The organism is Celerinatantimonas diazotrophica, assembly GCF_004339545.1.
Taxonomy (GTDB): domain Bacteria; phylum Pseudomonadota; class Gammaproteobacteria; order Enterobacterales; family Celerinatantimonadaceae; genus Celerinatantimonas; species Celerinatantimonas diazotrophica.
The window spans coordinates 286518-312274 of the sequence record NZ_SMGD01000013.1 but is presented as its reverse complement, the minus strand read 5'-3'; the positions used below and the strand labels follow the sequence as shown (position 1 = coordinate 312274).

Annotated in this window: 22 protein-coding genes; 14 read left to right on the top strand and 8 right to left on the bottom strand. The window is 43.1% G+C overall.

The annotated features are described in order from the left end of the window. Nucleotides 1-437: 437 nt before the first annotated feature. The 4 genes from map (at nucleotide 438) to EV690_RS10510 (ending at nucleotide 4354) form a co-directional block, all read left to right on the top strand. Nucleotides 438-1211, top strand: a complete 774-nt coding sequence (map, locus tag EV690_RS10525; RefSeq protein WP_131912963.1) for a type I methionyl aminopeptidase — start codon at nucleotides 438-440, stop codon at nucleotides 1209-1211. A 471-nt stretch (nucleotides 1212-1682) separates the two neighbouring features. Further along, nucleotides 1683-2462, top strand: coding sequence for an acetoin reductase (locus EV690_RS10520; RefSeq protein ID WP_131912962.1), 780 nt, complete (start codon nucleotides 1683-1685; stop codon nucleotides 2460-2462). 141 nt (nucleotides 2463-2603) lie between these two features. Beyond that, a complete protein-coding gene (locus tag EV690_RS10515) occupies nucleotides 2604-3317 on the top strand; it encodes an AraC family transcriptional regulator (protein WP_317986188.1) in 714 nt (237 codons plus the stop codon). A gap of 98 nt (nucleotides 3318-3415) precedes the next feature. Next, entirely contained in the window at nucleotides 3416-4354 is a 939-nt protein-coding gene (locus EV690_RS10510) for a DMT family transporter (RefSeq protein ID WP_131912961.1), read from the top strand. A gap of 284 nt (nucleotides 4355-4638) precedes the next feature. Here the strand turns inward: EV690_RS10510 and EV690_RS10505 are convergent, their stop codons facing one another. After that, nucleotides 4639-5616, bottom strand: coding sequence for a LacI family DNA-binding transcriptional regulator (locus EV690_RS10505; RefSeq protein WP_224055010.1), 978 nt, complete (start codon nucleotides 5614-5616; stop codon nucleotides 4639-4641). Beyond that, nucleotides 5609-6355, bottom strand: coding sequence for an MBL fold metallo-hydrolase (locus tag EV690_RS10500; RefSeq protein ID WP_131912959.1), 747 nt, complete (start codon nucleotides 6353-6355; stop codon nucleotides 5609-5611). Before EV690_RS10500 ends, EV690_RS10505 begins: the two co-directional genes overlap by 8 nt. 184 nt (nucleotides 6356-6539) lie before the next feature. Here EV690_RS10500 and EV690_RS10495 point away from each other — a divergent pair, with 184 nt between their 5' ends. From EV690_RS10495 to EV690_RS10480, 4 genes are all read left to right on the top strand, one after another. Next, nucleotides 6540-7583 carry an ABC transporter ATP-binding protein gene (locus tag EV690_RS10495; RefSeq protein WP_131912958.1) on the top strand — a complete coding sequence of 348 codons (1044 nt, stop codon included), beginning with the start codon at nucleotides 6540-6542 and terminating at the stop codon, nucleotides 7581-7583. Nucleotides 7584-7628: 45 nt separating this feature from the next. Next, nucleotides 7629-8747 (top strand): ABC transporter substrate-binding protein, encoded by a 1119-nt coding sequence (locus tag EV690_RS10490; RefSeq protein ID WP_131913124.1) that lies wholly within the window; start codon nucleotides 7629-7631, stop codon nucleotides 8745-8747. 46 nt (nucleotides 8748-8793) lie between these two features. Then, nucleotides 8794-9630, top strand: a complete 837-nt coding sequence (locus tag EV690_RS10485; protein WP_131912957.1) for an ABC transporter permease — start codon at nucleotides 8794-8796, stop codon at nucleotides 9628-9630. A gap of 94 nt (nucleotides 9631-9724) precedes the next feature. After that, complete coding sequence (locus EV690_RS10480) at nucleotides 9725-10486, top strand: ABC transporter permease (protein ID WP_224055044.1); 762 nt, start codon at nucleotides 9725-9727, stop codon at nucleotides 10484-10486. Between the two features lie 42 nt (nucleotides 10487-10528). Here EV690_RS10480 and EV690_RS10475 read toward each other — a convergent pair whose 3' ends face one another. The 3 genes from EV690_RS10475 to gapA form a co-directional block, all read right to left on the bottom strand. After that, the gene (locus tag EV690_RS10475) at nucleotides 10529-11089 is read right to left on the bottom strand and encodes an LOG family protein (RefSeq protein WP_131912956.1); all 561 of its coding nucleotides are present in this window, start codon (nucleotides 11087-11089) and stop codon (nucleotides 10529-10531) included. 145 nt (nucleotides 11090-11234) lie between these two features. Next, nucleotides 11235-12110 carry a D-hexose-6-phosphate mutarotase gene (locus tag EV690_RS10470; RefSeq protein WP_131912955.1) on the bottom strand — a complete coding sequence of 292 codons (876 nt, stop codon included), beginning with the start codon at nucleotides 12108-12110 and terminating at the stop codon, nucleotides 11235-11237. A gap of 73 nt (nucleotides 12111-12183) precedes the next feature. Further along, the gene (gene gapA, locus EV690_RS10465; protein ID WP_131912954.1) at nucleotides 12184-13179 is read right to left on the bottom strand and encodes a glyceraldehyde-3-phosphate dehydrogenase; all 996 of its coding nucleotides are present in this window, start codon (nucleotides 13177-13179) and stop codon (nucleotides 12184-12186) included. 342 nt (nucleotides 13180-13521) lie between these two features. Between gapA and malQ the strand changes: the two genes are divergently transcribed. The 4 genes from malQ (at nucleotide 13522) to msrB (ending at nucleotide 20584) form a co-directional block, all read left to right on the top strand. Continuing rightward, nucleotides 13522-15720 carry a 4-alpha-glucanotransferase gene (malQ, locus tag EV690_RS10460; protein ID WP_131912953.1) on the top strand — a complete coding sequence of 733 codons (2199 nt, stop codon included), beginning with the start codon at nucleotides 13522-13524 and terminating at the stop codon, nucleotides 15718-15720. Nucleotides 15721-15751: 31 nt separating this feature from the next. Continuing rightward, entirely contained in the window at nucleotides 15752-17959 is a 2208-nt protein-coding gene (glgB, locus tag EV690_RS10455; protein WP_224055011.1) for a 1,4-alpha-glucan branching protein GlgB, read from the top strand. Between the two features lie 4 nt (nucleotides 17960-17963). Further along, on the top strand, nucleotides 17964-20096 hold the full coding sequence (gene glgX, locus EV690_RS10450) for a glycogen debranching protein GlgX (RefSeq protein WP_131912952.1): 2133 nt from the start codon (nucleotides 17964-17966) through the stop codon (nucleotides 20094-20096). Between the two features lie 86 nt (nucleotides 20097-20182). Continuing rightward, entirely contained in the window at nucleotides 20183-20584 is a 402-nt protein-coding gene (gene msrB / locus EV690_RS10445; RefSeq protein ID WP_131912951.1) for a peptide-methionine (R)-S-oxide reductase MsrB, read from the top strand. 2 nt (nucleotides 20585-20586) lie between these two features. Here the strand turns inward: msrB and EV690_RS10440 are convergent, their stop codons facing one another. Next, on the bottom strand, nucleotides 20587-21408 hold the full coding sequence (locus EV690_RS10440; protein ID WP_165872729.1) for a DUF2989 domain-containing protein: 822 nt from the start codon (nucleotides 21406-21408) through the stop codon (nucleotides 20587-20589). A 210-nt stretch (nucleotides 21409-21618) separates the two neighbouring features. On the opposite strand from EV690_RS10440, the gene EV690_RS10435 reads away from it, so the two are divergent. Together EV690_RS10435 and EV690_RS10430 are read left to right on the top strand one after the other, a co-directional pair. Next, nucleotides 21619-21915, top strand: coding sequence for a YeaC family protein (locus tag EV690_RS10435; RefSeq protein WP_131912949.1), 297 nt, complete (start codon nucleotides 21619-21621; stop codon nucleotides 21913-21915). Nucleotides 21916-21966: 51 nt separating this feature from the next. Then, a complete protein-coding gene (locus EV690_RS10430; protein WP_131912948.1) occupies nucleotides 21967-22674 on the top strand; it encodes a DUF3581 family protein in 708 nt (235 codons plus the stop codon). Between the two features lie 52 nt (nucleotides 22675-22726). Here EV690_RS10430 and ansA read toward each other — a convergent pair whose 3' ends face one another. Both ansA and sppA read right to left on the bottom strand, forming a co-directional pair. Beyond that, entirely contained in the window at nucleotides 22727-23740 is a 1014-nt protein-coding gene (gene ansA, locus EV690_RS10425; RefSeq protein ID WP_131912947.1) for an asparaginase, read from the bottom strand. A gap of 105 nt (nucleotides 23741-23845) precedes the next feature. Beyond that, nucleotides 23846-25702, bottom strand: a complete 1857-nt coding sequence (gene sppA / locus EV690_RS10420; protein ID WP_131912946.1) for a signal peptide peptidase SppA — start codon at nucleotides 25700-25702, stop codon at nucleotides 23846-23848. Nucleotides 25703-25757: the final 55 nt, after the last annotated feature.

The window sequence follows — 25757 nt, the reverse complement described above, 5'->3', positions numbered from 1 at the left end:
ATATGTACGATTCCTTGTCATAAGATCCAGTATAGTGAGTCAATCTTAAGAATGGCTTAAGAAATAAGAGGCTCAATCGGATTTTTTATCAGTCTGCACGTTTTTTTGATGTTCTCGGTGGCCATAGACGAGTCAGATTTAGCGGTTCGATGGTGTTATGGAGTAAAGTGACCACTTAAATCGATTTTTCTTTTATCTTTCATCGGCATGAATTTTTTTGCTACAACGAGTCAATCATCATGATGATTCTGTTTTTTAATAGCTGGCTAAATGGCTGTTCATTGTTACGGATACTGAATTTGCCTGAGGTGTAGTGGTATAAAAACTTGTTAAATAAATGTATAATACACTTCATATCAAACGAATGAATAACGACCATAACAGCCCACTTTAAGGTTGCTGTGAGTATTTTTTTGCACAAAAGGTATGAAGTAGCTATGGATCAACAAGTTGTCATCAAAACAGCTGAAGAAATAGAGTTAATGCGAGAATCTTGTCAGTTACTGGCGAGTGTTTTCACCATGTTGGATGATTTTGTTCGTCCTGGTGTGTCGACGATGGCGATTAATGATCGCGTAGAAGACTATATCGTCAATGAGCTCAAATCTCGTCCAGCTAGTAAAGGTCAATACGATTATCCTTATGTTTTAAATGCCTCCGTGAACGAAGTGATTTGTCATGGGATGCCCAGTGAATATCGACTTAAAGGTCGTGATATCGTGAATTTAGATATTACTCTGGAAAAAAATGGTTTAATTGCCGATTCCAGTAAAATGTATGTGATGCCGGATGCATCACCGCTGGCAAAACGGTTGGTTAGTAAAACCTACGAAGCAATGTGGAAAGGAATTGAGCAGGTCAAGCCAGGCGCAACTTTAGGGGATATTGGCCATGCCATTCAACAGCATGCTGAAAATGCTGGGTATAGTGTGGTGCGTGAATATTGCGGCCATGGTGTGGGCCGAGAAATGCATGAATCACCGCAGGTATTACATTACGGTACTAAAGGTACTGGACTCAAGTTGCAGCCTGGGATGATTTTTACTATCGAGCCAATGATTAACCAAGGCGGCCCCAAACTAAAAACCAAAAAAGATGGTTGGACGGTTGTCACTCGCGATAAAAAATTATCTGCCCAGTGGGAGCATACTATTTTAGTGACTGAAGATGGTTATGAAGCCTTAACGCTTCGTCCTGAAGAACAAGCCTAAATCGATCCTCTTATTTCTTCTGCTATAAAAGCCAGCAATTTTGCTGCTTTTATAGTTGCATTGTAGTTGCGCTGAAGTTTTTCCAATATCTAGAAATAGCTGTATGGCAATAGCATTTGCGCCTGTTATTAATATCTTTGCTGACTCTGCGTACCTGTTCACAGCTTCACATATTGATGAATAACTTTGTTTATTTATTGCTCAATAGTGAGTTTTAATTTATTGCAATTTTGGCACAATGATTAAGCTAAACAGCTTAGTTGAACTAAGAATATAAACACTTTTCTACCATAGGGTTACAGAGTAAAAGCATCTAATGCTGGCAATCAATGAGCGCTTTTATGCAGATATTATTAGCCAGTGACCAGTTTGGGACCTATTACTCAACTTTGCTTATGGGTCATACATTTCTTAACACTGATAAGTAGAAGCTTAATCTAAGTAATTCTCAAATTATCTTAAGGAGATACAATGGCTATTTCTGGAAAAGTTGCGTTAGTGACAGGTTCGGGACAAGGGATCGGGCGGGGTATTGCTTTACGCTTGGCAAAAGATGGAGCAGATATTGCTTTAGTTGATCTTAATGAAGAGAAAATTAAGCAGGTCGCTGAAGAGGTCAAAGGATTGGGCCGTAAAGCAACAATATTTAAAGCAGATATTAGTGATCGTGAACAGGTCATTGCCGCGGTTGATCATGCTGAAAAAGAGCTAGGCGGATTTGACATCATGGTCAATAATGCCGGAATTTGCCAAGTAAATGCGTTGAGCGATGTGACTGCTCAGGAAGTAGAAAAAATCTTTAAAATTAATGTTCAGGGCACTTTGTGGGGAATTCAAGCCGCCGCGGCTAAATTTATTGCTCGAGGCCACAAAGGTAAAATTATTAATGCCTCATCCATTGCCGGACACAATGGTTTTGCCATGTTAGGTGTTTATTCTGCTACTAAATTTGCGGTGCGCGGTTTAACTCAGGCTGCAGCAGCTGAATATGCGAGCAAGGGCATTACGGTGAACGCTTATTGCCCCGGTGTTGTGGGTACCGATATGTGGGAAGAAATCGATCAACGTTTTGCAGATTTAACCGGAGCTGCCAAAGGTGAAACCTACGATAAATACGTACAAGGTATTGCTTTGGGGCGTGCTGAAACACCTGAGGATGTCGCTGCTTTTGTCAGTTATTTAGCTAGCCCTGATGCTGATTATATGACCGGGCAAGCGCCATTGATTGATGGTGGCATGGTTTATCGTTAATCACATACATTATATGTTGCTGAAAGAGGGCCATTTATGGCCCTTCGTTATTGGAAGAAATAAACTTTACGTCACTTCAATGTTTAATCTGATGTCCTCTTATGTATAATTTTTCATCATCCCTTGGGTTTGGTTTGTGTTGTGCCTATTCAAAATTCACTGTCGATTCGCTCATATAATCTAGTCAAAAAAGGGCATAGCCATCCTTACCATCAGTTGGTTTTGCCCGTGATGGGTAGCATTAATATCGAGGTCGCTGGTTTTTCAGGTAAGGTTTTGCCTGGTGAATGTGTGGTGGTAAAAGCAGAACAAACGCACTATTTTACTTCTGAACCTAAGGCAAGGTTTGTGGTCGCTGATCTTAACTGCCTCCCGGAAAATATTGCGCAGGCAAAGATGAACGTTTTTAGTGTCTCCCAGCCATTGTTGCACTATCTGCATTTTATTGATGAACAGTTGAAATACCAGATTAATCAGACAATCGAAACGTTAATGGTTGAGACCTTTTGTTGTCTATTGTCTGAGCAGCCTGTCACAAAACGTTTAGATCGCCGTATCCAGAATGTTTTGGAATATATCCAGACACACTTAGCTGAGCCTCTTAATAATGAACTTCTTTCTTGTGTTGCTTGTTTAAGTCAGACCCAGTTTAAAAAATTATTTAAAGAACAAACGGGTTTGACGGTAACTCAATATCTCACTCAGGTTCGGATGAACAAGGCTCAGGCATTGTTGCTGCACACCGATTATCCGATTCAGATGGTGGCAGAAGTGGTTGGTTATCAAGATCATGCGGCATTTAGTCGTCGGTTCTTCAAATATTCAGGTTTAACACCTTCGCAATTTGCTCGCTAGGTGTGTCTGTTAAACCTATAAAAGTGTCCGATTGGCATAATATGATTCATTCTTCAAGATACACTAACCAGTAGCGTTAGATGGCTTGAGATATTGTAATGCGAAAGGATAGAGCAGACTTTAATGGTGTTTTTGCGGTGGTGTGGGCCAGTGTTTTATGGGGCACAACAGGGACTGCTGCAAGTTATATATCAGATGTTAGTCCCTTGGCTATTGGTGCTTTTGCCATGGGTGGTGGCGGACTATTATTGGCATGTTATGCTTGGCGCTATTTGCTCGAAGATGCGTGTTTATTTCTAGTCAATTGGCCTTTACTTCTTATTGGTAGCGTCGCTGTTGGGGTATATCCGCTGGCTTTTTACACTTCGATGAAATTTTCTGGAGTCGCCATTGGAACGCTTGTATCACTTGCCAGTGCTCCCTTTTTTAGCGTGTTACTTGAGCGCGTCATCAGTCATAAAGCAATTTTGACGCAGTGGATCGTGTCATTTGCTATCGGTGTCTTGGGAACCATATTTTTAACTCTAGGTAAGCAAAGCAGTCTTGCTCAGAATGCCCATATGCAACTAGCAGGTGTTGGCTTAGGACTGTTGGCTGGATTATCTTACGCACTCTATTCATGGTCTGCTCGGCATATGATCGAAAAAGGGATTCATTCTCGCTCGGCGATGGCTGGGATGTTTGGATTTGCTGCCCTAGTTTTGTTGCCATCGCTGTACTTTACTGGTCAGAATCTCTTTATGGATTTCAAGCATATTGCGATTATTTCTTATATGGCAGTCGTCCCTATGTTTGTTGGATATTTATGTTTTGGTTATGCTTTGCAACAAATCGAAGCCAGTAAAGCGACTTTGATTACATTACTTGAACCGGCAGTTGCAACGCTATTGGCGATCACCATTGTCGGTGAACATTTTTCATTCATTGGCAGTTTTGGTATTGGGTTGATTATTTTGTGTTTAATCTTACAAGTATTTCAATTCGAGATGTTGTATCGATTGATTGGTAAACGTGTGCTGCGGGATCATAAACTATAAAGAGCGGTGTAAGGTAGTGAATCGATTTTTCCACCTACTTTGGCTTATCGTTCATATTCAACATACCACCATTAAAATCGATGGACTCTAGGTCTATCGGCTGGGAATACGTAGTTGAGCAGATGTTCTTTCATCTATTGAGGGGCAAATAGATTTAAGCATTTAACCCAACGGGACTGATTACTCATGTTAGTTAAGGCTGATTTTTAAGATGACGTTATCCCACTCACGATTTTGTTCATCGCTACCGCGATGCATGGCTATATTAAGGTTTCGAATAGCAACTAACTGTTGCGGATAATTAGCTGCACATCGACTTTATCAATGCGTTTTTTGATGGATATTGCAGCGGCTCTCTCATTTAGGCGCCGCAGCGCTAATACTGCAATTTGGTTTGTATCTTGGCGCAAAGTGGTGAGCTGATAACTGGCAAAATGGGTACTAGGGATATCATCAAAACCAACCAGATAAAAATCTTGAGCCAGTTTAAGATTAAATTCAAATCGAGCACAATCTGCAAAACCGCACGCAAGTAGATCGTTGGCACACCACAGACCATCAAAGTTCAATCCGTTTTGTAGGGCGGTTCGAGCGGCTTGTACCCCCCCTTCGTAACTACTCACGGGGGCCATTAAGGGGGTTGTTGGTTCAATAGATTGCCAGGCAGCTTGTCTGATTTGTGCTGAATAGGTGCCATTTTGGATCCCTAAAAATTGCAGATTATGACACCCCATTTTTTTTAAATAATTAATGGCAAGCTTTGCACCTTGAATATTGTCAGAACTTATCTCATCGACCTGTGGCAGTGGGGTAGAGCGGTTAATAACTACGACAGGAATAGCAAGTTTGACGCATTCGCTGACCAGTTCTGCAGAAGGGTGCCCTGAGGTGACAATTACCCCAGAGACGCGGAACTGCGTAAGTTTGGTCAGTGTTGTCGCTAGATCCTGAGGCGTTTGTATATCACATAGGAGGGCTTGGTAGTTCTGTGATTGGATGGAGCGTACCAGATCTTCGAGCAACTGGCTGCGGTAAGGATCGGTTTGTCCAGCTGTAATCACGCCAATTAATAGACTCCGCTGGCGGTTGAGACTTTGGGCTAACATATTGACTTGATAGCCTAATTCCTGGGCGGCATGTAAGACTTTTTGCCGAGTTTTCTCAGCGACGCAGCCGTTATTCGAAAGCGTTCTGGACACGACTGCCCGAGAAACACCGGCTCGAATTGCTACGTCTTGTGCAGTCACGCTACGCTTAACCATAAATGATCCCATCTGTAGCTAATAATGTTTCTTGGGCAAGCGCCATATGGGGCATCGATCGCAGTGCATCACTTAGTTCTGATTGATGCTCATCTGGACAGTGATACAGTCGCCATGGTGTATCGGCAGTCGTCAAAGCAATAGCTTGGAGCTCACTCAGATGGCTATGGCCATTGGCTATTGGAGCCTTTAGAGCAGCATTGCCGCATTCATGTACGATTAAATCCGCCTGCTGTATTAGCTTGATGGTTTGCGCTGTTGGCTTGCCATCACCACTATAAAACAATTGTAAGTCATCGACTTTTAACAGCAGCGATCGGTTGGCAACTGGGTGGTGACTCAGTGCTGAAGCATAGTGTTGTGAACCAACTATGCCTTGATCATGAATGTCTTGCCAGATGATCTGAAAATTAAGTGGTTCTTCTATGCTAGCCATTTCTAATAAGGAGCTTAGATAGGGCTGCTGCTCATGCTGGGCCATAATCGTCAATGGTTGACAGCGGTGATGGCTATGCAGGTAGTTCACGAGAGTGGCCAAGCCAAGGCAATGGTCAGGGTGAATATGCGTAAAATAAATGATGTCTAACTGATCGAGATCTATCTGTTTGAACCATAATGCGCGTGGCACAGTCGGTCCGCAGTCAATAAGCCAGTTATATTTTGATGACTCAATCCAAAGCGCCGAAGTTGTCCAGTGACGGCTGTAAGCACTGCCAATGCCAAGCATTTCAACTTTCATTATGATTCCTGTTCAAGTGATCGCTTCATCAAGCTAGCGAAGTTTTTTGAATCTTTTATGAACACGTGTCCAATCTTAAAAAATTTCATAAAGTTGTCAAAAAAAGCCGAAATAATACCCAACATGTCAATGGGATTGTGACGATGAACACGTGTTCATTGCCTAAATATTTTGGGACTTTTACATGTCAAAAACACTTCGTATTGAGCAGCTCAGTGTCAGTTATGCAGGCAAGCCGGTTTTATGCGAGCTGTCCATGGCGATTCAACGTGGTGAGATGGTTGCATTACTGGGACCCTCAGGGTGTGGCAAAACGACATTGCTCAATGCGTTATGTGGATTCATTCAAACCGACCGAGGTCAAATTTGGCTCGATAATGAAGATGTCACGCAGGCAAATGCTCAGAGTCGACAGATGGTGCAGGTCTTTCAAAGTTATGCGTTGTGGCCTCACATGAGTGTCTTTGGCAATATTGCCTATGGCCTTAAGGTTCGCGGATGGTCTGCTAAAGCGATTGAGCAGCGGGTGGCTCAGATGCTTGAACTGGTCAATTTACCTTGGGTGTTGGCTAAAAGTTCAGTGACGACGCTTTCCGGAGGACAGTGCCAACGCGTCGCCTTAGCCCGAGCCTTGGCAGTAAAACCCTCCGTATTATTACTGGATGAGCCGCTTTCAAATTTAGATGCTAAAGTCCGTTTAAGCGTTCGTCATGAGATAAAGCAACTGCAGCAGCAACTTGGTTTTACCTCTGTATTGGTGACCCATGATCGTGAAGAAGCATTGGTCATGGCGGATCGCATTGCGGTGATGAATCAAGGCAAAATTGAACAGTTTTGTGAACCCGAGACCATCTACCACCATCCTAAAAGTGCTTTCGTTGCCGATTTTATGGGGCTGGATAACCATTTTCGTGTTCGTGGTGAACAGTTGAATCAATTACTAAAAGAGGATTCAAAGCGCAGCGCACAGCAATACTACAGCATTTATTTCAGACCCGAGTCGGCTCAGATTCTCTTTTCAGCAGATAGTTTTCCATCGGATGGCATTGGTATTGATGCTCGGGTAAGTCAAAGCGTCTTTCAAGGACAGAGCTACCGTCATGGTCTTGAAACGGTTTATGGGGCGTGTTGGTGCGACTATGAACAGCCATTAGCGCACGGACAGTCAGTTAAATTATTTATCCCATTGAGGGCGCTACATATCTTTGTCGCGCCTTCAGTTCATTAATGATACAAGGATGATTTTATGCAAGTCCTAACAATCAAACGAACGATGGCCATTGCTATGCTCACAAGCTCTTTTGGTGTGAGTGCACAAACGACGCTGCATGTTGCCAGCGCCGGCAGTCAGAATATGGTTGATTATGTCAGAACGTATCTGGCACCTAAATTTGAGGCTACCCACCCTGGGGTCACGATCAGTGTCGTTGGAACCGGGCCCGGAGATGCGGGTTCACAGAAGATCTATGAGAAGTTAGCGGCTCAACAGCAAAGCCATCGTGCGCATTGGGACATTGATGTGGCTGTTGTGCATCAAAAAATGGGCGGTGAGATGGTCGAAAAAGGGCTTCTGAGTCGCTATCGCAGCGATATCGCGAACGGCAAATTAGTATCGACTCAGAGTGCTAGAAATGCACTTGGGGTTAATGTCGATGGCTATGTAATGCCGATGTTTCAAAGCCAGACAGCTATTGCATATAACTCGGATATGGTTCCAAACCCGCCGAAAAGTTACGCTCAGTTAGTCAAATGGGTGCATCAGCACCCGAAAGCATTTGGTTATAACGGTATTAAACACGGTATGTCTGGAGTGAGCTTTGTAACCGGTTGGATTTATAAGTATGGCTCAAGTGCAAAAAAATTGTCGACTAAGCCATATAACCCACAATTAAAAAATAGCTGGAAAGAAGCCTTCCATAAGCTCAAAGAGTTTAATCAATATGTCACATTCACGCCTGGTAATGCTGGTACGCTGGATATGCTCAATCGCGGTGAGATATTTATGGGGCCTGTTTGGGTTGATATGTTTTATAGCTGGAAAGATGCGGGTAAATTGCCGCCTTCGTTGAAACTCGATCTCATTGCTCCGGGAATGCCGGGACAGCCGATGTATTATGTGATCCCAGCCAAAGCTAGCCATAAAAAATTAGCCGAGGAATTTATTAATCTGGCAACCAGCCCACAAGTTCAAGCCAATGGCATTGTGAAACGCTTCAATTGGTATCCGGGGATTGATGCGAAATATGTTAAACCAGAACTCAACCGTGCGGTTTGGAATAAACTCTTTAAAGAGATCACGCCTGAAGATCTGGCCAACTATGCTAAGAGCTTTCCACTAGCTGCCTATATGGATGACATTAAAGAAGGCTATGAAAGCCAAGTCAATAACTAACTTTGATTGATTTGTAAGGAAAGGGAGTCTGACTCCCTTTAATAGCATGAGACAAAATCGTTTATACAGCATTTTGATGATTTCCCCAGCGTGTGGGTTGATCGGCCTGTTTTTTATTTATCCGCTGATCAGCTCGTTAAAAATAGCGTTAAGCGATGCGGCAGGAAATTGGTCAATAAATCCGCTTATTAAAGCATGGCGTTTGTATGATAGAGACTTGGCTTATACGATTATCGTGGTTGCTGTAGCATTAGGATTGATTGCTATTTTAACAGTGGTTATCTCAGGTCTTATCACGCTCTCTCCATTTAAACGTCTTAACCAGTGTCTCGCTTTTTTGTACCGATGGCCGCTCTTTATCCCATTTATTGTGGTCGGTCAGATGATGCGGACCTTTCTAGCCAAAAATGGACTGATGAATAATGCGTTAGTGCAGTTGCATCTGTTGACGCCATTTGAAACGGTCTCCTTTTTAGATTGGCGAGGTATTATTTTTACCTTTGTCTGGAAGCAATTGGCTTTTAGTACATTGTTAGTGGCCGGAGCGATGGCCGCGATTGACTCCCAGCAGGTGAAAGCCGCTCAAAACATAGGTGCGACTCGAATGAAAGTTTTCACAAGCATTTTACTGCCACAAGTCTTGCCGAATTTAGGGGTTGCTTTAGTGCTGAGCTGCGTAACGATGATGTCTGTTTTGTCGGTGCCATTGATGCTTGGAACCGGAACTCCCAGCATGTTAACGACTGATATGTCTTTCCGCATTAATTCATATGGGGATTATGCAACAGCTAATGCGCTAGGTGTGTTTAGTTATTTGGTGACATCGGCAGTGGCCTGGTTTTATCTGCAGCATAATTTAAAACAACAGAGGACATATGGTTGAGATGAGCGTTGCGCAAGGTGCACAGCATCTTACATTGAAGCACATTGTTAAGTGGCTGCGGCTGCGCTGGTGGACTCAAGCGCTCTTTGTCACGATGTTAGCCTTGGTGATGTTTGGTCCGGTGACAAATTTATTGATTTGGACAGTGACCGAGCGGTGGTATTTTCCACATGCTCTACCTGTGAGTTGGGGATTTAAATATTGGCACTATGTCTTTAATCCAGTCAATGGAGCTTTTGCCGCGCTATTGACCAGTATTGGTATTGCCTGTGCTGCGGTTGTTGTGACCACATTGGTTGCCATTCCTGTTGGTTATGCTCTGGCTAGGCGACATTTACCATGTCGCATGTTCATCATGTTATTGTTTCTATTACCACAAGCTTTTCCAGAGCTTCCAATATACATTAATATCGCCCGTATATTTTATCAACTGGGCTTAAATGGCACATATCTTGGGGTTATCTTAGTTCATACCGTGCATGGTTTGGTTTTTTCAGTGTGGATTATTGTGGCGGCTTTTAGTCAATGTGATCCATTAACTGAGCGAGCGGCCTCAAATTTGGGGGCTTCGAATATGAAAGTCTTTTTCACGATTACCATGCCTCAGGCAATGGGCGGTATTATAGCTAGCTCCATTTTCGTCTTTTTAGAATCGCTAGATGAGTTTACTGGAAGCTTTTTTGTGGGCGCTCCGGATGTGACTACATTGCCGTTGCTGTTATATAACGCCAGTATGGAAGGAAATTATCAGGTCGCATCGATTAGTGCTCTGATCTTACTCGTGCCATCGGTGCTCTTTATGCTGGTGGTCGAACGATTTATGCGTCCTGAAATGGTCGCTAAAATTGGTCAGTAAATTAGAAATTTTCCCCTAACTTACTGTTAGGGGACGATATTATTACCATTTATCGGCGGGTGGATCATAATCGCTCATTGCACTGACCAGTGCATGCGGTGAATCTGAAATTTGTAACATATCGCAATAGGCTTGACGCAAGAATCCCTGCTTAACCATCCGGTCCACCATTAATAATAGTGGATCATAAAAGCCATTGATATTATAAAAACCACAAGGTTTATGATGATAGCCAAACTGCGCCCAAGTCCATACTGCAGATATTTCTTCCAGTGTGCCGCTACCACCTGGCATAGCAATAAATCCATCGCTTAACTGAGCCATTTGAACTTTACGTTCGTGCATATCGGCAACAATGGTTAATTCGGTTAAGCCATCATGGGCGACTCCTTTGTCCCTTAATCTCTCAGGGATAACGCCATAAACTTTACCACCTTGGTCCAATACAGCATCGGCGATCGTTCCCATTAACCCAACTTTGCCGCCACCATAAATCAGGTTGATCTGGTGCTCAGCTAAGTAGTGGCCCAATTTAATGGCTGCTTCATTGAAGACAGGGGATGAACCTAAATTGGATCCACAAAATACAGCAACGCTTTTCAATCTTTGCTCCTTAACTGGGATGCGTGGCTTCTTTATTATGCATATCAAGAGCAAAAATGAAATGTTTTAAAATAGTTGCGGCAATGATGCACTACCATTGCCGCTCATGTTATATATCTTTGCCAGAGTTGTGGTGAGTTGCGTTTCAGATTGGAACGGATAAATGTTGCGATAAAGTGTAAGTTTCTTTCACCCCAAGTTGTATAGGGTTTTGGGTGCGAACCGCTTCAACGCACAGGTATTCTTGAGCCCCGCCAGCATGGATATCCGCAATCCCTTCTGCTTTGGTATCTCCTGGATTCCAGATCACAACCGTATCTTCACCTTGATGAGCCAGTTTAAGCTGATGGCCGTTACCATGTGTGAGAGTGATGTGGTGGTTTGGTTGAGTGTAGAGTCGATCTGTTTCTTCACTCAGAGCAAATTCGGTTTGTGTTTTTTTAGCAAAGTCATCAGTTTTGTCGAGGAAACTATCGCCCATGCCCGATACTTTGGCGCTGTCTCGGTGGGTGGCAAAGTAACTATGTAACGCGGCACCCAGTTCGATTGGGTGGTTATCTAAGTTTGTTGTACTTAGATCAATCTGGAGTTCTTCACCTACGGTGAATTTGCATTCCAGTGAGAATTTAAACTCAGCTTTATCTAACATGTCGTCACTGAGTGCCAATGTTATCTCAGTGTTTTCTTCAGTCGTGTTAATGCTCGCTAATTTCCAGATTTGGGTCCGCGCATAACCATGATTCGGTTGGCGGGTATTGCCAAACCAGGGCCAACAGATAGGAACTCCACCACGAATTGGTGCGCTACCATCTAGAGCACTTGCTTTACTTAACCAAAATTGTTCGCTCTGATTAGAAGGATGATAGCTGATGATGTGAGCACCATAGGCACTAATTAAGGCTTTACCGAGTGGATGATCGATCCAGTAAAAAAGCATGCCATCATTATTGGTTGCGCTAAAGACGGCATTGTCGAGTTGTTTGTCAATTGATAAGCCAAGTTCCTTGAGTCGTTCTGTCATTAAAAACCTCCATCCATAATAAAAAGGGTAGCCGAGGCTACCCTAATGTCATTCTGGCAATGTTAGTTAGCGCTTATTTGGAGATATGAGCGATAAGATCCAGAACTTTGTTTGAATAACCGATTTCGTTGTCGTACCAAGATACAACTTTAACAAATTTGTCAGTCAGTGCTAGACCTGCTTTTGCATCGAATACTGAAGTGCAAACTTCACCTAAGAAGTCAGTTGAAACAACAGACTCTTCGGTATAACCCAGAACACCTTTCAGTTCGTTTTCTGAAGCTTTTTTCATAGCTGCACAGATTTCTTCGTAGCTAGCTGCTTTTTCTAAGTTAACAGTCAGGTCAACTACAGAAACATCAGGAGTTGGAACACGGAATGCCATACCAGTCAGTTTGCCGTTCAATTCTGGTAATACTTTACCTACAGCTTTAGCAGCACCAGTTGAAGAAGGGATGATGTTTTGAGCAGCACCACGACCACCGCGCCAGTCTTTATGAGAAGGACCGTCAACAGTTTTCTGAGTTGCAGTAGTAGCATGAACAGTTGTCATCAAACCGCTTACAATACCGAAATTGTCGTTTAGTACTTTAGCGATTGGAGCCAGACAGTTAGTAGTACAAGAAGCGTTAGAAACGATGTCTTGACCTTCATATTTGTCTTCGTTTACACCCATAACGAACATTGGAGTTGCGTCTTTAGATGGGCCAGTCATAACAACTTTTTTAGCGCCAGCTTCAATGTGTTTACGAGCTGTTTCGTCTTTCAGGAACAGACCAGTACCTTCTGCGATAACTTCAGCACCAATTTCGTCCCATTTCAAGTTTGCTGGATCACGTTCAGCAGTAACACGAATGGTTTTACCGTTAACAATGAGGTTTCCACCTTCAACTTTAACGTCACCTTTGAAGCGGCCGTGAGTGGAGTCGAATTTCAACATGTAAGCCATGTAATCGACATCCAGCAGATCGTTGATCCCAACGATCTCGATGTCATTGCGTTCTTGAGCAGCACGAAAAACGAAGCGACCGATGCGGCCAAAGCCGTTAATACCTACTTTAATAGTCATAGTTTCTACCCAGTATTTTTATCTGAAGTGTTATCAAAAAAATCTGTCTGTAAACTTACAACATTGGAGTGTAAGGTCAAGGGCAGACTTTCAAATTTTTGCGCAAAATCAAACTGAATGATGAAAAAAAATTACATTTGATAACATTTAGTCTTCAACCAGTCCGATTTACCTAAAAATTTTACCATATTTTATGATGGGAGGCAGACTCGGTGCAATGGATTGTTAATATTAATCTTGTTGACTGATTTTTATTAATTTTTTGGGTAAATATTCAACAAATGTTTTACACTGTTGTATACAGAGATGATTAATAGGGGGAATTTGCCCAATGGCTGCGTTATGAATACTCATGATCGTCAACAATTACTCACTTTGCACGGGATTGCCCACGAATATATCGACGCTTGGGGACAAAAGGCAACGATCAGTGACGAAAATCTCGATGCGTTACTAAAGACGATGGGGTATGCCATTGATGATGATGTCCGTGTGCATGCTCAAATTCAACAAGACTTAACAGCGCATTGGAGCTGTTATCTAAGTCATGTCTATACGTCGCGTCTTGGTGAACCTATTTATATTGAACTGCGGATTGCCCAAACACAGCGCGAAGAGTGGTTTCATTGGTATATAGATACCGAACAAGGTGAGCGCTTTAGTGGCTCTTTTCATGCGATTGATTATCCCGTTGAACAATGCCAAGAGTTAGATGACCAACAGTATTTGGCTTTAACAGTTCCGCTTAATATTGAACTGCCCTGTGGCTACCACAAATTGGCTCTGTCATTGATCGATGAATCAGAACCTATCGCTCGTTCACAATATATTGTCGCTCCCAATCAAGCCTATAAACCACCGGCAATAGCGAAAGGATTACGTGCTTGGGGGGTCACTGTACAGCTCTACAGCTTACGTAGTGAGCGAAACTGGGGCGTGGGGGATTTTACCGATCTCCATTATTTGGTGACACAGATCGCCCGTGGTGGTGGTAGTTTCGTGGGATTAAATCCTCTCCATGCGTTGTATCCTGCTTGGCCTGAACTGGCAAGCCCTTATAGCCCGTCATCACGGCGTTGGATCAATATTATTTATATTGATGTCGAAGCGATTACAGAATTTCCCTCCAGTGCTGCAGCACCATTGGTTTCAAGTGCTGATTTTGTTGAAAAAATACGAAAGTTGCGTGCTAGTGATTATGTGCAATATACGCAAGTGAGTGAACTTAAACTTGAGTGTTTGCGTTTGGTATTCCAGCAGTTTTGCCAGCTTGAGCGTTACCATTCACGTCGACTCGCTTATGCTGAGTTTTGTCAACAAGAAGGGGAATCGCTTAAAGCTCAGGCAGCATTTGATGCCCTGCAAAATTCCTTTAAAAAAGATCCTAATATTGGGCCGCATTGGGATAGCTGGCCTCAATCGTTTCAAAACTACGGAAGTTCTCAGACGCAGCAATGGATCCGTGAGCATCATGATGAGGTGGATTTTTTCTCTTGGTTGCAATGGGTCGCTACCGAGCAATTAGCACAAGCAAGTACCCAGGCGCAACACGAACATATGGCTCTTGGGCTTTATTTTGATGTGGCTGTAGGGGTGAGTTCCGGTTCGCAAGAAGCTTGGCACAATCGGCGGCAATATAATTTGCTTAGCCATATTGGTGCGCCTCCCGATGTTTTGGGGCCGCTGGGTCAGGACTGGGGGCTTCCACCGCCAGAGCCTAGGCGGCTTAAAGAGCATTATTATCAACCTATTATTGAAGTGTTTCGGCGTAATATGCGATTTTGTGGCGCATTACGTATTGATCATGTGATGGGATTGATGCGGTTATGGTGGGTTCCTGCGGGGCGCGGTGCTAAAAATGGTGCGTATGTGAATTACCCTTTGAAGGATCTACTGACTATTTTAGTTTTAGAGAGCCATCGTAATCAGTGTTTGGTGGTTGGCGAAGATTTGGGGACCGTCCCGCAACAAATTTATACGCAATTACAAGAAAATGGAATTCATTCGTATCGGGTGTTTTTCTTTTCTCAAGCGAGTGATGGCGGATTTATTTCACCTCATCATTATCCAGAGCAGGCGCTAGCAGCATTGACAACGCATGATATGGCGACGTTGACTGGGTTCTGGCATTGTGATGATCTGAAGCTTGGTGCCAAACTTGGTTTGTATCCAGATGAACAACGGCTGAAACAGCTTTTTGATGAGCGTCTGTTTTGCAAGCAGCAAATATTGAATAGTCTTCATGGACATCATAGTATCCCTGATGACATGGGTACAGATGCGGCTTGGATTCCGATGGACCGAACGTTGAATCATTGTATGCAGCTGCACATGGCTCGCGGGAATAGTGCCTTGTTGTCGTTACAACTAGAGGATTGGCTAGAGATGACTCAGCCGGTGAATGTCCCGGGAACCAGCGATGAATATCCTAATTGGCGCCGTAAACTGTCGATGACATTAGAAAGTCTTTTTGCTCAGCCACACATTATTAAGCTAATGCAGCAGTTGACTGAAGCTCGCCAACAAGCGACTCCACGCTAAATTCATAGTATTTATTCAGGGATAGTTGAACGTGACAAAAACAATTGCAACTTTACAAACGCATCCTCTGGTCGCCCAACTTGAAGCCGTACAAGTTGATCATCCTTTTTCTGAGCTTGGGTATGTCGAAACAGCGCAAGGGCCAGTGATTCGAGCTTGGTATCCTCATGCTGTGTCGGTTTGGGTATTAAGTCTTGAAGGTCAACATAGTCAACAAATGCAATGCGTTGACTATCGTGGTTTATTCGAGCTGTCATCCGCCCAAGATTTTGTTGATGGGTATCAGTTACGGGTCGAATATAGTCAAGATACTTGGCAAGGTATTGACCCCTACGCTTTTAAGCAGAATGTTTATCAAGGGCTTGAGCAGTTAGATAAATCCCCCAAAAGCTGGTATCAGGTATTAGGCGCTCAACTGATGAGCTTTTCGTTGGCAGATCATCCCATTAGTGGGGTGCGATTTGTTGTTTATGCTCCGAATGCTTCCAGTGTCAGTGTCATTGGCGATTTTAACTTTTGGGATGGTCGGCGTCATCCTATGGAACGCTGTTTAGATGGTCACTGGATTTTGTTTGTGCCTGATCTTAAAGCTGGAATCCGTTATAAGTATGAACTGAAAGATCGCTTTGGGGCTCAATTGGCTCATAAAGCCGATCCGGTTGGATTTTATGCCGAACAGTATCCTTCTTTTGCCTCAGTGGTCTGGGACCATAATCACTATCAGTGGCATGACCAAAATTGGCAAGATCGTGAGGTGGATTCACTTCATCAGCCCATGAGTATTTATGAAGTACATATCGGCTCTTGGAAACGCAAACATAATAGCTTTGGCTGGGCTTCATTGAGTTATCGAGAGTTAGCGGATGAACTCATTAGCTATGTAAAAAAAATGGGATATACCCATATCGAGCTGATGCCAATTGCTGAATATCCATTTGATGGGTCATGGGGCTATCAACCGGTCGGATTATTTGCCCCGACTAGCCGGTATGGAACACCGGATGATTTTAAATATTTTATTGATTGTGCGCATCAGGCCGGGATTGCGGTCATTATTGACTGGGTTGTTGCCCATTTCCCTGCCGATTCCCATGGTCTGGCTCGATTTGATGGTACTCCTTTGTATGAGTATGAAGATCCCCGTCGGGGTTGGCATAAAGACTGGAATAGCTATATATACGATTTTGGTCGCGAGACAGTTCGTCGATTTTTAATCTCCAGTGCGTTGATTTGGTTTGATTATTACCATGTGGACGGCATTCGAGTCGATGCGGTGGCTTCGATGTTGTATTGGGATTATTCTCGCGAAGAAGGCGAGTGGATCCCGAATATCAATGGTGGTAATGAAAACTACGAGGCTATCAGTTTATTGAAGTGGCTCAATGAAGAGGTCTATCGCGAGTTTCCTAAAGCTATTACCGTTGCTGAAGAATCCACTGCATTTGCGGGTGTGTCTCGGCCAACTTATACCGGGGGGCTCGGATTTGGCTTTAAGTGGAATATGGGTTGGATGCATGATTCCCTTGAATATATGGCTCAAGATCCGTTGTTTCGTAAATATCACCATGACGAGATCACGTTCTCCATGGTATATAACTATGATGAGAACTTTGTTCTTCCGTTATCGCACGATGAGGTTGTTCATGGCAAAGGCTCTTTGCTTGGCAAAATGCCTGGAGATGAATGGCAACAAGTGGCCAATCTTCGTGCCTATACAGCATTTATGTATGCTCATCCGGGGAAAAAGCTTAATTTTATGGGCAATGAAATTGCTCAGGTAAGTGAATGGAATCATGATGGCAGCATCGATTGGGACATTCTGCAGTATGAACGTCATCATGGCCAGTATCTGCTGACCCAGCGCTTGAACCATCTTTATCGAGAGCAACCGGCTCTTTATGAAGCTGATTATGAACACCAAGGCTTTCATTGGATTGATTATGGGGATTGGGAGCGCAGTATCATTGCCTTTGAACGTCTAAGTTTGGATGGTTCAGATCGACTATTATGTGTTTGTAATTTTACCCCCAGCACCTATGAGAATTATCGTATAGGCGTTCCTGAGGCAGGAACGTATCAGGTGATTTTGAACACTGATGATCAACAATACTGGGGTAGTGGATATTTGTCGTTATCCTGTTTTGAGTCACAGAATAAACCATGGCATAACAGAGCACATTCAATTTCTCTCTCATTACCACCATTGGCTTGTCTTTATCTAAAAGTCGTTGAGGTGTAATTTTATGACACAGTTGTCGCAGCTAACGTTGAATCAGGAACCGATTTATCAAGTAGGTGCTTTTGTACTGTTTTATGGACATCGTTTTCCATTAGGAGCAACGCTGGATGCGCAAGGGTGTAACTTTTCGGTTTTTGCTGGGTCTGCAAAAAATGTCGAATTGTGTTTATTTGATGAATCTGAAGACGAATTAGCTCGCTTCGTTTTGCCCTGTCAATATGGTGCGTATCACTATGGTTATATTCAGGGGATCAAAGCTGGCCAATTATATGGCTATCGTGTTTATGGGGAATTTCATCCTGAGCTTGGACAGGTGGTTTTGCCCAAAAAATTGCTGATTGATCCCTATGCCAAAGCACTCAATCGACCTCAAGTGTGGAATGCTCAGCTATATGAGAATGAAGATGGCTCGATGATTGCTAAATCGGTCGTTGTTGATGATCAATTTGACTGGCAAGGGGTGACAAAACCTACTATTCCTGTGCGCCAGAGTATTCTTTATGAACTGCATCTTAAAGGGTTTACCAAATGCCATCCTTCGGTACCCAAGGCATTACAGGGAACTTATCTGGGGTTATGTGAACCGAATGTCATAAGGTATTTAAAATCGCTTGGCATTACCACTATCCAAATTCAGCCAATTGCCGCCTTTATGGACGAATCACATCTGCGTGATAAGGGGTTAACGAACTATTGGGGATATAATCCGATCGCCTTCTTTGCTCCTGAGCCGCGTTATAGTGTCGATAATGCTGTTGAAGAGTTCAAAACGATGGTCAGGGAATTGCATCGCAATGGTTTGGAAGTCATTCTAGACGTGGTTTTTAACCATACCGCTGAGGGAGGAAAAGGCGGACCTATTATCAGTTTTCGTGGGTTGGCCAATTATTGTTACTACTTGTTCGAGCAAAATGGCTTGCAGCCAGATTATGAACTGTATGCGAACTATAGTGGTTGTGGTAATAGTTTTGATGTCAGCCAGCCGATTGTTTTACGTGTCGTCACCGATTGTCTGCGCTATTGGGCCGATGTGATGCAGGTTGATGGTTTTCGATTTGACTTAGCGGTTAGTGTGGGGCGCGAAAGAACGAGTTTTAGTCCGTTGAATGCTTTTTTTAAAGCACTTGAACAAGATCCTATTTTAAGTCAGGTTAAGCTGATTGCAGAGCCATGGGATATTGGCCCGGATGGCTATCAGGTTGGAAATTTCCCCTATAACTGGCATGAGTGTAATGACCATTATCGCGATAATATTCGCGCGTTCTGGCGCGGTGATGAGGGTCAACTTGGTGAGTTTGCTACGCGATTAATGGGCTCAAGAGATCTTTTTGCCGCTGAATTTCGTAGTATTCATTCCAGTGTCAATTTCATTTGCTACCACGATGGCTTTACTTTGCAAGATTTGGTGAGTTTTGAACAGCGTCATAATGAAGCGAATAAAGAACATAACCGAGATGGACACGGACATAATTTGTCCGCTAATTATGGTTTTGAAGGACTTACCCAGAACCCAGACATCAATGCATTGAGGAATCGCCAGAAACGTAACTTTATTGCGACATTATTTATCTCGCAAGGCTTTCCGCATTTCTTGGCGGGCGATGAATTTGGTCGAACTCAAAAAGGAAATAACAACGCCTACTGCCAAGATAATGAGATCAGTTGGGTCGATTGGAATTGTTGTGAGAGTGATCGTGATTTGGTGCGTTTTACCCAGACGATGATTCACTTTCGTCAGCGGTTCGAGTTACTGAACCATTTACGTTTGGGCGATGACAGTTTCCCTGGTAATAAAACGGGTATGGGAGCTCATGGGGTGCGTTGGTATCGACCTGATGGACAACTGATGACGCCCAGAGATTGGAACAATGGCTTAGCTAAAGCCATTATGGTGGAATACTATGGCCGCTATGGTTGTTCTGAACATTTATTAGTTTTGTTTAACGCCAGCGATAAACCGCTACGTTTTTATCTACCTGATCCTGGTGGGCAAAAAGGCTGGTATCGATGGGTCGATACTCAATATGAGCAAGTAAGCGATAGTGAAAAAATGCTCAGTGGTAAAAACACCATTTTAATTGAACATTCGATGCAGTTATTTGAAAATCAATCTATTGGTTGCGTCCGACCCCGTTAATTGCATCCTTGAGTATGAATCGGCACAATATTGACTATATGCTGATATACCCATCAGTGATGTTGCTAAATAAAGTGGGAGGTTGTATGAGTGACGAAAAAACACAGCAGCAGTGGCAAGCAGAACTTGACCCTGAAACTTTTCGAGTTTGCCGTCAAGGGGGAACCGAAGCACCATTTAGTGGTTCGTTATTACATAATCGCCAAAGTGGTTATTATCACTGTGCTTGTTGTCACCAACCTCTTTTTTACTCTGATGCTAAATTTGACTCAGCGTGCGGTTGGCCAAGCTTTGATAAACCAATTAGCGAACAAAGTGTTCAATACATTGAAGATTTTAGCCATGGTATGCACCGGATTGAGGTTCGTTGCAACCATTGTAGTGCTCATTTAGGACATGTGTTTGAAGACGGGCCAACGGAGACAGGGCAGCGTTACTGCATTAATTCTGTATCGATGTCATTTGAATCCGATCAGACAAAAGACTAATTTTATGGGGTGCTGGTTGGTGCTTGATATTGACGTTTTTTGATATCCTTAACTAGTTTTTTCGCTTGATCTTTAAAATCATCAATCTGTTCTTCGCTAAAGTGTCGGTAGCGTTTGAGCTGTTCAAAATTAGTGTTAACATCCCCCAGTTTTTTGAGCACGAGCGCCCAGATATACGCCTGTTCGTATTGTTTTAGACGCATATATTCAGTGATGATAGCCTCGAGCAGATAGTGAGGGATGGGCCACTTTTTCGTATAGCCCGCCAATGACTGCTGTAATAGTAGTAGGCTCTTTTTGGGGTTTGATTGGTTATATAGTGAAGCTAGCGCATATTTTAAAATTGGGTCATTCATCTGTGGCTGAGTTTCACGGTTTAAAAACATCTCTTTGGCATCATGATCCCCCAACTGACTCCAGCGATAATACAGTGAAAACAGATCACGTTTTTTTAGGATTTCCTGCTGACGCTGATGAATTTCATGAGTAATGTTAAGTAAAGCCTCTGTGCGGATCGTTTTTCGTATTTTATTCTTTAAAGGTCTAATTCGTGCTGCAATCGTCATGCATTTTTGATAATTTTGCATTGAGTTTAATAGTAAATAGTTATGCTTATCAGAGGGAGCATGTTTGGCATACCAGCGGGATCGAATTAAGTCATCTCGTTTTAGCGTGCACCAGCCTTCATCTGGGACATCTTGGCAAATTTGTGGATCCCGGCTACAGTATTCAGACGCAGGCGTATTGGCTGTTAATTCTGTTTTACAACTGCTCAGTCCTAGAATAAAAATAGAGTAAAATAAACAGCGATAATATTTAGCCACAGAAAATCCTTGTGAATGCTCACACACTTACATCATAAATGATAGGTGGCTAATTTATAAAACACAAAGATCCTTTACCAGCAGAAAATTGCTTTTAACAGAATAAGTTAATGATCTTAAGTGGATGAAGCATCGGTGCTAATTTATTTTAGACGTAATTTATATTCAAATCAGGTATAGTAGCTCCTTTGTGAGCATTGGTAGGTGATAATGAAATCTCATATTGATAACATTGATCAACTATTGGCAATGATGACTCCTGAGCTTTATCAGCAGTTGTGTTGTGCTGTCGAAACTGGGCGTTGGCCAGATGGACGATTGGTCTCGGACAACCAGCGAGAATATGCACTGCAAGCCACATTGTTGTATCAGTCTTGCCATAATAAACAGGCGCAGCATATGACTGTTAACACATCTGGTGAAATTGAACAAAAGTCCAAGACTGAGCTCAAAGCGCAATATCGCGAAGACTCATTAACCATTGCTCGGTTAAAACCAGAATCATAGTTAGTTACTGATTCTGATCGGTTTGTGTGCAAATTTTAATTGTGAATACCCATGTTTTTAGATCAATATTATCAACATCATCCAGATGGCGTTGTCATTAGTCCAGTGCAGGCTAGTCAGTTTGCCAAAGAGATTTGTCAAGATTTTAATCCAATCCACGATCCGGATGCGAAACGTTTTTGTGTCCCTGGTGATTTACTGTTTTCAATGGTGTTGCAGCATTATGGTCTGAGCCAAAAAATGCAATTTCGTTTTACCGGAATGGTCAATGAACAAACTCGTTTGCAGCTTCCTAAGGCAACACAAGAACAGTTAACGATTACAGACCAACATGGTAAAAGTCTGTTAGAAGTGTCGTTTGCTGGTAAAAAAACGTATAACGAAGCGATGATCGAAGCACTGATTCGCCACTACGGTGCGTTCTCAGGGCAAAATTTTCCAACTTTGCTTATGCCTTTGTTGCTTGAACATCAGGTAATGTTTAATCCAGCTCGTCCATTAGTGATGTACGACAGTATGAGTTTTGAGTTGCAAACACTGGATGCCGATAACCTGAGAATTGAGCTTCGTGAAACAACACTTGATGTGCAAGGTAAACGGGCTGATGAGCATCTGCATTTTGCTTTTGCTGATGGCGACGAAGTCATTGGTAAAGGGATCAAAAAAGCCATTTTAGGTGGCCTGCGCCCATATGAAAAAGCAGCAATTGAGGCCTTTGCTGATCACTATGAGCAGCGTCGTAGTGCCCAATCAGCCTGAGGTTGATAGTGCAGAGCAGCGGGGTTATTGTGATTCCCGCTGCTAAATACAATTAATGTGATGTCCGTTCTCCACGAATATCTTGTTGCATGAGCTGGCGAATTTTATCTACGCTTAATGGCTGGCTGAGCAAATAATGTAATTTGGTCAGACAAGCTTCTGTTGTCATATCCCCTCCGCTAATTACCCCGGCACGAGCGAGTGCATTACCGGTTGCATAGCCTCCCATATTGACCGTTCCGCTTAAGCATTGGGTTAAATTAATAACAATAACATCGCGTTCACAAGCATCTTTTAGCAGTGCTAAAAACTGCTCATTTTGAGGGGCATTGCCCACACCGTAACTTAAAATAATTAGCGCCTTCACGGGTTGGCGCAAGATATTTTTCAGTACATCGTTTGATATACCCGGGTATAGTGTCACCACACCTACCGGTTGTGGAGTGATGGGCGTAACATTGAGCGTGTTTTTGGAACAAGCGTTGATTTGACCTTTAATCAGTTCGATTTGAATTCCGGCTTTAAGTAAAGGAGGAAAGTTTGGCGAGCTAAATGCGTCAAATCCATCTGCATGCGCTTTGGTCGAACGGTTGCCGCGAAACAGGGTATTATTGAAAAACAGGCAAACTTCAGCAATCGGGTAATATGCAGCTAAGTATAGTGCATTGAGCAGATTGGTATGGCCATCTGATCTGAGTTCACACAGCGGAATTTGGGAACCGGTAATAATAACTGGCTTCGAGAGATCCTCAAGCATAAACGACAAAGCGGATGCAGTATAAGCCATGGTATCAGTACCATGCAGTACTACAAAACCATCGTATTGGTCATAATTGGCTTGGATATCATTGGCAATCGCCTGCCAGTGTTCAGGTGTCATCTCTGATGAATCGATTAAGGGTGCATATTCATGCACGGTGAAGCTTGGCATTTCCTGACGGTGGAATTCTGGAGATTTTGCGAGCTGTTCACTCATGTAACCAGCTATAGGAACATATCCATAAGGACTGCGTTGCATGCCAATAGTGCCACCCGTATAGGCAATATAAATTGATTTGTTCGCCATAAATATGCTCATTAAATGTTGATGGCGGGCATTATATCGGTGCTTGCAAAACAAGCAAAGTGATTGTCGAAATAAAGCCCGGCATTGCACCGGGCTAAATATTGTTTATAACGGATTGCGACAGAGACTGCAGTAGCTAAACAGATGTTTTGGATCCTGTTTTAACAGAACCAATGGCGTCTGAGTTTTTATCGAAGCCAGAGATGGTAACCACGGTAAGGTCGATGATAACCATTGGCCTGCTTGCGAGTCTAATATCTGGGCCACGATATGTTCTGGTGTACTGCCAGAAGTATCGATATGCACGAGTGCATAGTGGGTGAGGTGCACTTTTTTAGCAGCATATTTGATTGCGCTATTTAGTCCACCGATAGAATCGACTAAACCAATCGATTTAGCCTCGCGACCCGTCCAGATCCGTCCTTGAGCGATTTTATTTACAGCATTGAAGCTTTTAAAATGACGGCCTTTTTCAACTAATGAAACAAACTGGTGATAGCCATTTTCAACATTGAGCTGAAGGATTTTAGCGACATCATCAGGCAGTGGTGCAAGTGGCGTAACGGTTGCATAGTCGGTCGTTGCGACCCCATCAGTGTGAATGCCCAATTTACCTAAGCCATCCTCAGCGGTTGCAAACATGCCAAAGATCCCGATAGAACCCGTGATCGTCGAACTTTGCGCGAAGATATGGTCGCTGGTCGAAGAAATCCAATACCCACCGGATGCTGCTGTTGAGCCCATCGAAACAATGACAGGTTTCCCTGCTTTTTGCACTGATGCTAGTTTTGAACGGATGAGTTCAGCAGCAAAGGCACTTCCTCCAGGGCTATCAACACGTAATACTAATGCTTTAATATTAGCGTCATGCTGCACTTTATCCAGCGCTTCAATCATATCATCGGAGGCAATCACACCATTAGTGCCGCTACCGCTAACAATGGGGCCTGATGCATTTAATACCGCGATTTGTGGCTGTGATGAGTTCAAGCTTTGGTACAATGGCGGTTTCAGGGGTTGATAGTGATTTAAGGTGATGTAGTTATAATCGCCGTGGTTATCTCCCCCAAACAGATGAATCAGATATTGCTTGGTTTCATCACGAGTAAATAAATGATCTACCAATTTATTGTTCAGTGCGTATTGTGCGGCATTGCCATCGACAGCTTTGAGTTTTGCTAGCAATTCGGCACCACTTGGCGCAACATCTTCGGTAGTAATTTGACGATTTTTAGCAACTTGCTCTGTGTAATCATGCCAAATTTTGCCAACCCAACGGGTTAGATCTTCCCGAGCAGGCTTGGACATGTTGTTCCGAATATATGGCTCGACAAAAGATTTATAGATCCCAACTCGGAAGACATGCATATGAATCCCCAGTTTATCTAGCGCATCTTTGTAGAAGAGTTCATTCGCGCTGAGCCCCTTGATCATCACTGCTCCGGCTGGATTCAGAATGATTTGGGTTGCAAAACTGGCTAAGAAATATTGTCCCTGATCATAGTTGTCAGCAATTGCAATGACGGGCTTGCCGGATGTTTTAAAGTCGTTTAGAGCTTGGCCAACCGTTTGTAGTTTACTCAATCCGGAATGTTGCAGATCATTTAAGTTAAGCACAATACCATTAATATTAGGATCGCTTTTAGCCTGTTCGATAGTATGAGCTAACTGATGAATTCCAATCTCTTGAGGTAACTGCGCCCCTAAGTATTTCTGAACTAAACGGGTGATATCGCTGATTTTTCGCGGCTGTTCGACTAACTTACCATCTAGGTTAATAGTCAGAGCATTACGGCCAGTTAATTCTGGAGTCGGTTTTTGGTGTCCTTGATGATTGAAGGCTACAATGACCGCAATGATGATAGCGAAAAAAAAGATATTCACAATAAATTGGCGAACAAAATTAATCGTTCGCCACGCATATTTTAGAAGCTTGCCAATGAGTCTAAACAAAATTTTCATAGAGACCGCTACGCTATAAGTTAATAAAAGTATAAGTTTAACATACCTGTGACAG